Source organism: Streptomyces recifensis (assembly GCF_002154615.1).
GTDB lineage: Bacteria > Actinomycetota > Actinomycetes > Streptomycetales > Streptomycetaceae > Streptomyces > Streptomyces griseoluteus.
Genome location: NZ_MUNH01000429.1, coordinates 1 through 9,281 on the forward strand (window position 1 = coordinate 1; position 9,281 = coordinate 9,281).

At 72.6% G+C, this 9,281-nt stretch carries 10 protein-coding genes; 8 read left to right on the forward strand and 2 right to left on the reverse strand.

Translation table 11 applies throughout. The features are described from left to right. Positions 1-216: 216 nt before the first annotated feature. The 3 genes from CCN33_RS21585 to CCN33_RS21595 all read left to right on the forward strand — a co-directional run bounded on the left by CCN33_RS21585 (position 217) and on the right by CCN33_RS21595 (position 3,590). Complete coding sequence (locus tag CCN33_RS21585) at positions 217-1,671, forward strand: glyceraldehyde-3-phosphate dehydrogenase (RefSeq protein ID WP_086695205.1); 1,455 nt, start codon at positions 217-219, stop codon at positions 1,669-1,671. 136 nt (positions 1,672-1,807) lie between these two features. Then, positions 1,808-2,377, forward strand: a complete 570-nt coding sequence (locus CCN33_RS21590) for a TetR/AcrR family transcriptional regulator (RefSeq protein ID WP_086695206.1) — start codon at positions 1,808-1,810, stop codon at positions 2,375-2,377. A 34-nt stretch (positions 2,378-2,411) separates the two neighbouring features. Further along, positions 2,412-3,590 carry a GDSL-type esterase/lipase family protein gene (locus tag CCN33_RS21595; protein WP_086695207.1) on the forward strand — a complete coding sequence of 393 codons (1,179 nt, stop codon included), beginning with the start codon at positions 2,412-2,414 and terminating at the stop codon, positions 3,588-3,590. Between the two features lie 16 nt (positions 3,591-3,606). Here CCN33_RS21595 and CCN33_RS21600 read toward each other — a convergent pair whose 3' ends face one another. Both CCN33_RS21600 and CCN33_RS21605 read right to left on the reverse strand, forming a co-directional pair. Beyond that, entirely contained in the window at positions 3,607-4,236 is a 630-nt protein-coding gene (locus CCN33_RS21600; RefSeq protein WP_086695208.1) for a class F sortase, read from the reverse strand. 112 nt (positions 4,237-4,348) lie between these two features. Next, positions 4,349-4,933: a hypothetical protein gene (locus tag CCN33_RS21605; protein ID WP_086695209.1), complete on the reverse strand. Its 585-nt coding sequence runs from the start codon at positions 4,931-4,933 to the stop codon at positions 4,349-4,351. A 336-nt stretch (positions 4,934-5,269) separates the two neighbouring features. On the opposite strand from CCN33_RS21605, the gene CCN33_RS21610 reads away from it, so the two are divergent. The 5 genes from CCN33_RS21610 to CCN33_RS21630 all read left to right on the forward strand — a co-directional run. Further along, positions 5,270-6,136: a fructosamine kinase family protein gene (locus CCN33_RS21610; protein WP_208621826.1), complete on the forward strand. Its 867-nt coding sequence runs from the start codon at positions 5,270-5,272 to the stop codon at positions 6,134-6,136. Between the two features lie 194 nt (positions 6,137-6,330). Further along, positions 6,331-6,522 (forward strand): putative ATP-grasp-modified RiPP, encoded by a 192-nt coding sequence (gene tgmA / locus CCN33_RS21615; protein ID WP_086695210.1) that lies wholly within the window; start codon positions 6,331-6,333, stop codon positions 6,520-6,522. Between the two features lie 16 nt (positions 6,523-6,538). Next, the gene (gene tgmB / locus CCN33_RS21620) at positions 6,539-7,522 is read left to right on the forward strand and encodes an ATP-grasp ribosomal peptide maturase (RefSeq protein ID WP_086695211.1); all 984 of its coding nucleotides are present in this window, start codon (positions 6,539-6,541) and stop codon (positions 7,520-7,522) included. A gap of 37 nt (positions 7,523-7,559) precedes the next feature. After that, on the forward strand, positions 7,560-8,447 hold the full coding sequence (locus CCN33_RS21625) for a Gfo/Idh/MocA family protein (RefSeq protein ID WP_086695212.1): 888 nt from the start codon (positions 7,560-7,562) through the stop codon (positions 8,445-8,447). A 392-nt stretch (positions 8,448-8,839) separates the two neighbouring features. Next, positions 8,840-9,281, forward strand: a 442-nt coding sequence (locus tag CCN33_RS21630; RefSeq protein WP_244173895.1) for an amidohydrolase, incomplete at its 3' end; no start/stop codon positions are given.

Genomic DNA, 9,281 nt, shown 5'->3' on the forward strand with positions numbered 1-9,281 from the left:
GGGCGGTGGCCGCTCCGGGCCGGGGTGCGGAAGACGTGATCACGCGTCGACCATGGTCACGGCGTACGGGCGGTGCAATGCGGTGCCAGGGTGTCGCGTGGTCTTCCACCCTGATTCAGGAACGGCGCCCGGGCCGACCCCCCTGACAGGCGGCTCAGATGATCAAAGTAGGGTGTGTCTACCATATGAGCGCCGCCTAGCTCGAAAGATAGATCTGTGACTGTCAACGACGACTCGTTCACGAACTGGAAGAACCGCGAGGAGATCGCGGAGTCGATGATCCCGATCATCGGGAAGCTGCACCGCGAGCGGGACGTGACCGTCCTGCTGCACAGCCGCTCCCTGGTCAACAAGTCGGTGGTCAGCATCCTCAAGACCCACCGCTTCGCCCGGCAGATCGCGGGCGCCGAGCTGTCGGTCACCGAGACGATGCCGTTCCTGAAGGCGCTGGCCGCCCTCGATCTCGGCCCCTCCCAGATCGACCTCGGCATGCTGGCCGCGACGTACAAGGCCGACGACCGGGGACTGAGCGTGGCGGAGTTCACCGCCGAGGCGGTCGCCGGGGCGACCGGCGCCGAGAAGATCGAGCGCCGCGCGCCGCGCGACGTTGTGCTGTACGGCTTCGGCCGGATCGGCCGGCTGGTCGCGCGCCTGCTGATCGAGAAGGCCGGTTCGGGCAACGGGCTGCGTCTGCGGGCCGTCGTGGTCCGGGGCGGTGGCGCCAAGGCCGCCGGCGACCTGGTCAAGCGGGCCTCGCTGCTGCGCCGCGACTCGATCCACGGCCAGTTCCAGGGCACCATCACGGTGGACGAGGACGCCAGCACGATCGTCGCCAACGGCAACGAGATCAAGGTGATCTACGCCGACGACCCGTCCTCCGTGGACTACACCGAGTACGGCATCCGCGACGCCATCCTCATCGACAACACCGGCAACTGGCGTGACCGCGCGGGCCTGTCGAAGCACCTGCGGCCCGGCATCGACAAGGTCGTGCTGACCGCGCCCGGCAAGGGTGACGTGCCGAACATCGTGCACGGAGTCAACCACGACACCATCAAGCCGGACGAGCAGATCCTGTCCTGCGCGTCCTGCACCACCAACGCCATCGTCCCGCCGCTGAAGGCCATGGACGACGAGTACGGGGTGCTGCGCGGCCACGTCGAGACGGTTCACTCGTTCACCAACGACCAGAACCTGCTGGACAACTACCACAAGGCCGAGCGCCGGGGCCGGTCCGCGCCGCTCAACATGGTGATCACCGAGACCGGTGCCGCGTCCGCCGTGTCGAAGGCGCTGCCGGACCTCAAGGCGCCGATCACCGGCAGCTCGATCCGGGTGCCGGTGCCGGACGTCTCGATCGCCATCCTGAACCTGCGCCTCGGCCGCGAGACCACCCGCGAGGAGGTCCACGACTACCTGCGCGAGGTGTCGCTGACCTCTCCGCTCAAGCGCCAGATCGACTTCACCACGGCGCCCGACGCGGTCTCCAGCGACTTCATCGGCTCCCGCAACGCCTCGATCGTCGACGGGGGCGCGCTGAAGGTCGACGGCGACAACGCGATCCTCTACCTCTGGTACGACAACGAGTTCGGCTACTCCTGCCAGGTGGTCCGGGTCGTCCAGCACGTCTCGGGCGTGGAGTACCCGACGTACCCGGCGCCGGAGGTCTGAGAGCCCCGGTAGCGCCCCTGGACGGCCGCCGCCCGCACTGCGGTCGGCGGCCGTCGGCGTACCTACATCTGATCACCATTTGCCTAAACCCTTTAGGCAAATACATAATCGGTCAGGTTCACGAGGAGGCGGGTCCATGGTGCGTGCGGGGCTGAGTACGGAGCGGCTGGTCCGGGCCGGGGCGGAGCTGGCCGACGAGGCCGGGTTCGAGCAGGTCACGGTGTCGGCGCTGGCCCGGCGGTTCGACGTGAAGACCGCGAGCCTGTACTCGCATCTGCGCAACTCCCACGACCTGCGCACCCGGATCGCGCTGCTCGCGCTGGAGGAGCTGGCCGACCGCGCCGCCGAGGCCCTCGCGGGCCGGGCCGGGAAGGACGCCCTGACCGCCTTCGCCAACGCCTACCGCGACTACGCCCGCGCGCACCCCGGCCGCTTCGAGGCGGCCCGGTACCGGCTCGACCCGGAGACCGCCGCCGCCAGCGCGGGCGTACGGCACGCCCAGATGACCCGGGCGATCCTGCGCGGTTACGACCTCGCCGAGCCCGAACAGACCCATGCCGTACGCCTGCTGGGCAGCGTGTTCAGCGGCTATGTGGGCCTGGAGTCGGCCGGCGGGTTCGACCACAGCGCCCCCGGTTCGCAGGAGTCCTGGGACCGCGTCCTCGACGCGCTCGACGCTCTCCTGCGCAACTGGCCGGTCTCCTGAACCGCCCTGTTCCTACTGCCGACGGACCTTTCCGATGACCACCGACTGGACCAGCACCCCCCTCACCGCCGAACTCGTCCGGGGCGCCCTGGAACTGGAGCGCACCGAGCGCGGCCTGCTCCCCCACCGGCTGCCCGCGCGGGCCCGCGCCCAGTGCGCCGACCCGCAACTGCACATGGTGGAGTCCCAGCCCTCCGGAGTGCGGCTGGTGTTCCGCACCCGTGCCACCGTGGTCGAGCTGGACACCGTGCCCACCAAGCGGGCCTACCTGGGCGCACCGGCGCGCCCGGACGGCGTCTACGACCTGCTGGTGGACGGCCACCCGGTGGGCAGTGCCACGGTCACCGGCGGCGACACGCTGACCCTCGACATGACCACCGGCGCCGCCGAACTGACCCCCGGTCCGGCCGGCACCGCCCGCTTCGGCGGGCTGTCCGCCGAGGACAAGACCGTGGAGATCTGGCTGCCGCACAACGAGACCACCGAGCTGGTCGCGCTGCGCACCGACGCGCCCGTGGCGCCCGTACCCGCCTCGGACCGGCCGGTGTGGCTGCACCACGGCAGCTCCATCAGCCACGGCTCGGACGCGGCGAGCCCGACCGGTGTCTGGCCCGCCGTCGCCGCCTCGCTCGGCGGGGTCGAGCTGGTCAACCTGGGCCTCGGCGGCAGCGCCCTGCTGGACCCGTTCACCGCCCGCGCGCTGCGGGACACCCCGGCCGATCTGATCAGCGTCAAGCTGGGCATCAACCTGGTCAACACCGACCTGATGCGGCTGCGGGCGTTCGGGCCAGCCGTGCACGGCTTCCTGGACACCATCCGCGAGGGCCACCCCGGCACGCCGCTGCTCGTGGTCTCCCCCATCCTGTGCCCGATGCACGAGGACACCCCCGGCCCCACCATGCCGGACCTCTCCGCACTGAGCGAGGGGCGCCTCGCCTTCCGCGCGGCCGGGGACCCGGCGGAGGCCGCCCAGGGCAAGCTGACGCTGAACGCCGTCCGGGCGGAGCTGGCCCGGATCGTGGCGCAGCGTTCCGCCGAGGACCCGCATCTGCACCTGCTCGACGGACGCGAGCTGTACGGCGAGGCCGACTTCGCGGAGCTGCCGCTGCCCGACGGGCTGCACCCGGACGGCGCCGCGCACCGGCGGATCGGCGAGCGGTTCGCGAAGCTCGCCTTCGCTTCCGACGGCCCCCTGGCGCCTCGCGCCCGGTGAGCGCGGGGCCGCCGGGTCAGACGAGGTGGCCGAAGACGACCAGGTTCTCCGTGTAGTCCTTGGCCGAGTGGTCGTAGTCCCCGGCGCAGGTGATGAGCCGGACCTCGGGGCGCTTGGCGTTCGCGTACACCCGCTGGCTGGGGAAGTCGTCCTTGGCGAAGGTGTCGGCGCTGTCCACGACGAAGTCGGCGGTGTTGCCGTCGGCGCGCTCCACCGAGAAGTGGTCGCCGGGGGCCAGGTCGTCGAGGTTGGCGAAGACGGCCGCCGAGGTGGCCGTGTCCACGTGGCCGGCGATGACCGAGGTGCCCGTCTCGCCGGGCGAGGCGCCCTTGCCGTACCAGCCGACGAGGTTGGTGTTGCCCGCGGGCGGGGGCTCCAACTGGCCGTTCGAGGCGAGGACGAGGGCGGTGAAGGGCGCGTCCACGCCGATCTTGGGGATGCGCAGCCGGGTCGGCGCCGAGCGGGGCAGCGGGGCTCCCGCCTGGATGGCGCCCGCCGTCGCGGTCCCGGTGCGGGCCGTGCCGGTGCCGTCGCCCGTGCCGTGGTGGCCGCCGAAGACGCTGAGCGCCAGGATGGCGACGGCCGCCCCCCACAGCGTCATCCGGCCGCCCCGGCCCGCGTTGTCACCGGAAGGGTCTGCTGCCATCGGACACCACCTCGCTCGGGCACGGCAGCACAGGGATCTGGGTCAAGGGGCGCGGGCCGCCGACGCGGTACGGCGTCGACGGCGGCCACGGCCCCTGCTCTCTCGGGGGCGGTCAGGAGGCCGGACCGGCGGCCTTCTTGCGGCGCAGCGCGTAGGCGCCGATGGCACCCGCGGTGAGGACCGCGACGCCGCCCGTCGTCACGCCGCCGGAGTCGGCGAGGGCGCCGCCACCGGTGTGCATGCCGCCGCGCGGGCCGTCGGAGTCGGAGTCGTAGGAGTCACGGCCGGAGTCCTTGCCCCCGCTGTCCTTGCCGCCGCTGCCGCCGCCGCCGTCGCCCTTGTCCTTGTAGCTCTCCGGGTCGAAGCGGCTGTCGTCGCCGGAGCCGGAGCTCCGGTCGCCGCTGCCGACGGCCGCGAGGGCGCCGCCGCCGGTGTGCATGCCGCCGCGCGGGCCGTCGGAGTCGGAGTCGTAGGAGTCACGGCCGGAGTCCTTGCCGCCGGAGTCGCGCCCACCGGAGTCGCGGCCGCCGGACTCCTTGTCACCGGAGCCCTTGTCCCGGCCGGAGTCGCTGTCGTGCTGCTTGTTGTAGGAGGAGTCGTCCCGCCCTCCGTCGTCCGCTGCGAGCGCGGCGCCGGGAGCCAGGGCGAGGGCGGCGGACGCGGCCGCCGTGGCGAGAAGAATGCGGGCAGAGCGCATGTCGGTGTCCTTCCGCCGTGGCCGGGCAGCGGATTCCTCATCGGCTGACATGACCCGGCCTCGACATGATCCACCGTCGGACCGCCCGGCGCCGCGCACCATCCGGGCCGTCCAGCCGGGTCAGCTCTCCACCCGTCTGTCCCAGCGACACGCCGGTGCGACCCCCGAACGGACCAGCCGGTTACCCGTCCGGCGGCCGGGCGCGGCCTCCGGACGCCCAGAGGTGCGAACCGGACGTCACCGCCCCGCATTCCGGGCAAACTTGGCCGAAAACCGTCGTAGCAACGCTCGAAGTTCCTGACGTGGCGGGGCTTTTGCGGGTCATACTCTGGGGCCGTGATCGAGCAAGTCGAAGATCCCGCACTGACCGTGTCCCGGCTGACCGGGCGCCGGGTCACGGGCGGCCCGGTGGGGGCCGGCTCGCCCGCCGAGGTCACCCTGGACGACGGCACCACGGTGATGGTCAAGCGTGGCGAGGGCCCCGGCGCGGTGCGCGCCGAGGCGGCCGGACTGCGCTGGCTCGGTGCCGCACGGGCGGTGCGAGTGCCGGAGGTGCTCGGGCACGACGAGTGGTCCCTGGTCAGCGAACGGGTGCCGACCGGCGCCGCCGACGCCGGGGCCGCGAAGCGTTTCGGCCGCGCGCTGGCCGCGCTGCACGCGTCCGGCGCCCCGGCCTTCGGCGCCGCCCCGCCGGACGGGCCCGAGGACGCGTACATCGGCCGGGCGCCGATGCGGAACGTCCGGGGCGGCGACTGGCCCTCCTGGTACGCAGAGCACCGCGTGCTGCCGTACCTGCGCTCCGCCGTCGACGCGGGCACGGTCCGGCCGGGCGAGGCCGGGGTGATCGAGGCGGTGTGCGAGCGGCTGCCCGCGCTCGCCGGTCCCGCCGAGCCGCCCGCGCGCCTCCACGGCGACCTGTGGCAGGGCAACGTCCTGTGGGGCGCCGACGGCGAGGTCCGTGTCATCGACCCGGCCGCGCACGGCGGCCACCGGGAGACCGACCTGGCGATGCTCCGCCTCTTCGGCTGCCCCCATCTGGAACTGGTGCTCGGCGCCTACCAGGAGGCGAGCCCCCTCGCCGACGGCTGGCGCGACCGGGTCGGGGCCCATCAGCTCTTCCCGCTGCTGGTGCACGCGGTGCTCTTCGGCCGGGGCTACGCGGAGCAGGCCCTGTCCGTCGCGCGCGCCACCTTGGCCGGGTGAACCAGGCTCGTACGAAGGCCCGACGGGGCAGACGAATGTGCGGTGGGGCGCAGCCACCGCGCCCCGCGTGGCGTCCTTCCTGCTGACCCATCGGTTCACGGTGCCTCCCTCCGGGCTCTGGTCACGGAGTGTGAGGAAACCAACCACTCGTTCGATTCGTATAAGGACGTGAAGGACGAAACAGGGGAGAGACCATGGAACCGTTCACGCTCAACTATGCCCGGCCTGCTGGCCAGTTGGATGTCACCGCTCCGTACGCGTACGACTCCGCACTGCAGTTGAACGTCCTGCCGGACGGGCGGATCGCCGCGACCGACCACGCGATCCTGCTCACCCTGGGGACGACCACCTCCACGGCGGGCTCCAAGACGCACTTCGACGACTGATCGCGGGCCTACGACGATGACCGTGCTCATCCTGACCAGTGACGAGGACGTCACGGCCGACATGGTGGTCCTGCGACTGGGCGAGGCGGGCGTGCCCGTCGTCCGGTTCGACCCCGCCGACCTCACCAACGGGGTGGCGCTCACCGGCGAGTACGCCGGGGACGACTGCGGCGGCCAGCTGTCCGTCGGCGGGCGCCTGGTGGGGATGAGCGCCCTGCGCTCCATCTGGGTGCGCAGGCCCGGCGACGCGGCCGCCCGTGCCCGCCAGCCGTCCTCCTGGCTGACCCAGGAGTCGGCCCAGGCGCTGTACGGGATGCTGCGGTGCAGCGACGCCCGCTGGATGAACCATCCGGACGCGGCCCGCCGCGCCCGGCACAAGCCGTGGCAGTTGCGGCTCGCCCAGCGCAGCGGGCTGCCGGTGCCGGCCACACTGATCACCACCTTCCCCGACACGGCGCGGGAGTTCGCCGAGCGGCACCGGGACGTGGTGGTCAAGCCGGTCTCCGGCGCGCATCCGCAGGAACCGCCGCGCGCGGTGCCGACCAGCCGGGTGGCGCCGGGCACCGACTTCAGCGCGGTGGCCTTCGGTCCGACGCTGCTCCAGCGACGGGTGGCCAAACGGGCCGACATCCGGCTGACGGCGGTCGGGGACCGGCTGCTGGCGGCACGCAAACCGGTCGATCCGGACGCCCACCCCGACCATGTGGACGTCCGTTTCGCCCCCTCCGTCTCCCCCTGGCTCGCCGCCGAGGTGCCGCCTCGGGTGGCGGTGTCGGTCCGCCGCTACCTGAAGGCCGCCGAGCTGGCCTACGGCGCCTTCGACTTCGCGGAGGACGCGGACGGCACCTGGTGGTTCCTGGAGTGCAATCAGTCGGGCCAGTTCGGTTTCGTCGAGCTGGACACCGGTCAGCCGATCGCGGAGACGATCGCCCACTGGCTGGCCGGAGACGACCGGCCCGTGGAGCCGTATACCCACGACGAGAGGGACGCCGTCCCTTGATGCCGTGGAGCACGGTGTGAAGAGAAGGGAGCGCTCGATGCGCATCGGACTGCTGGGAACGGGCCCCTGGGCGCGCGCCGCACACGCACCGGCGCTGGCCGGTCACCCCGGTGTGGAGTTCGCCGGGGTGTGGGGGCGCAGCCCGAAGGCGGCGGCCGCGCTGGCCGGGGAGTACGGGGTGCGGGCGTACCCGGACGTGGACGAGCTGCTGGCCGATGTCGAGGCGGTGGCGGTGGCCCTCCCGCCGTCCGTCCAGGCGGAGTTGGCTGTGCGCGCGGCGCGGGCCGGGCGGCATCTGCTGCTGGACAAGCCGCTGGCGCTGGGCGTGGCCGAGGCGCGGGCGGTGGCCGAGGCGGCGGATCGGGCCCAGGTGGCGTCGGTGGTGTTCTTCACCACCCGGTTCCAGAAGGAGCCGGAGGCGTGGATCGAGGAACAGGCCGCCGAGGCGGGGTGGTTCACGGCGCGTGCGCAGTGGATGGGCTCGGTGTTCACCAGCGACAGCCCGTTCGCGGCGTCGGCGTGGCGGCGGGAGAAGGGCGCCCTGTGGGACGTGGGCCCGCACGCCCTGTCGGTTCTGCTGCCGGTGCTGGGTGACGTACGGCAGGTGCTCGCGGCGGTGCACGGTCCCGCCGACACCGTGCATCTGGTGCTGGACCATGCCACCGGGGCGTCGAGCACGCTGACGCTGAGTCTGTCGGCGCCGCCCTCGGCGGCCGGGGCCGATGTGGAGCTGCGGGGTGAGTCGGGGGTGGCGCTGCTGCCGAGGAGTTCGGAGGGCGCGGTGCCCGCGCTGGCCCGTGCGGTGGACGCCCTGGCGGCGGCCGCCCGCACCGGGCGCCGGCACGCCTGCGACGCCGCGTTCGGACTCCGGGTGACCGAGATCCTCGCGGCGGCACAGGCGCGCCTCAGCGAACCGGTCGACTGAGGGGAGGATCCTGACGAGGTCCGGGCGGTACTGGATGCGCTTGAGCCGGCCTCTGCCGGCGACCGACATGCACCAGCAGCGTCGATCTGGTGGCTTGCTTGAGCCACTGGGTCGACACGCCTGTCAGCGACCCGTGAGCCCGGCCACCAGGTCGTGGACGGCGGGGCAGTAGGGGTCGTGGACGTCCTTTCGCATTCGCTGCAGCTATCGCGCGGCTGCGGCAACCCGACGCCGCCGCCGTGCAGGACGGCGGCGGCACGATGCCTCTCTCGGACCGACGGCCGTCGCGACGAAGTGAAGGCAGCCGTGCGCACCTGGCGTCGGTCCGTGCCATCGCCCACGAGATCAGTGGCCCTGGTGACCGATCACTCACGCCGCCAGTAGGACAAGGGCTGCCCCCCCCCAAGCGACGTGGCCCTGGTGAAGAGGCCGGTGAGGTCCGCCGTTTCTGGAACCGGCTCGGCCTTCGAGGACTGATCGACGTGCACACGCACTTCATGCCCGAGCGCGTCCTGCACAAGGTCTGGGAATACTTCGACGCGCAGGGGCCGCTGACCGGCGGACTGGGGTGGCCGATCAGCTACCGGCAGCAGGAGGCGGAACGCGCTGCTGTGCTGCGCAAGTTCGGTGTGCGGGCGTTCACTTCGATGCTCTACCCGCACAAGCCCGGCATGGCCCGCTGGCTCAACGGCTGGGCCGCCGACTTCGCCCACCGCAACCCCGACTGTCTCCACACCGCCACCCTCCACCCCGAGCCGGGTGTCGAGGCGTACGTTCGAGAGGCCGTCGAAGCGGGCGCGTCGGCATCGCCGATGCAGTACGCGGAGGTCCGGC

What these genes read in the sequence shown, in the direction of transcription:
- CCN33_RS21600 (WP_086695208.1), bottom strand. Translation starts at nt 4,236, where the DNA reads ATGGCAGCAGACCCTTCCGGTGACAACGCGGGCCGGGGCGGCCGGATG.
- tgmB (WP_086695211.1), top strand. Translation starts at nt 6,539, where the DNA reads ATGACCGTGCTCATCCTGACCAGTGACGAGGACGTCACGGCCGACATG.
- tgmA (WP_086695210.1), top strand. Translation starts at nt 6,331, where the DNA reads ATGGAACCGTTCACGCTCAACTATGCCCGGCCTGCTGGCCAGTTGGAT.
- CCN33_RS21595 (WP_086695207.1), top strand. Translation starts at nt 2,412, where the DNA reads ATGACCACCGACTGGACCAGCACCCCCCTCACCGCCGAACTCGTCCGG.
- CCN33_RS21605 (WP_086695209.1), bottom strand. Translation starts at nt 4,933, where the DNA reads ATGCGCTCTGCCCGCATTCTTCTCGCCACGGCGGCCGCGTCCGCCGCC.
- CCN33_RS21625 (WP_086695212.1), top strand. Translation starts at nt 7,560, where the DNA reads ATGCGCATCGGACTGCTGGGAACGGGCCCCTGGGCGCGCGCCGCACAC.
- CCN33_RS21590 (WP_086695206.1), top strand. Translation starts at nt 1,808, where the DNA reads ATGGTGCGTGCGGGGCTGAGTACGGAGCGGCTGGTCCGGGCCGGGGCG.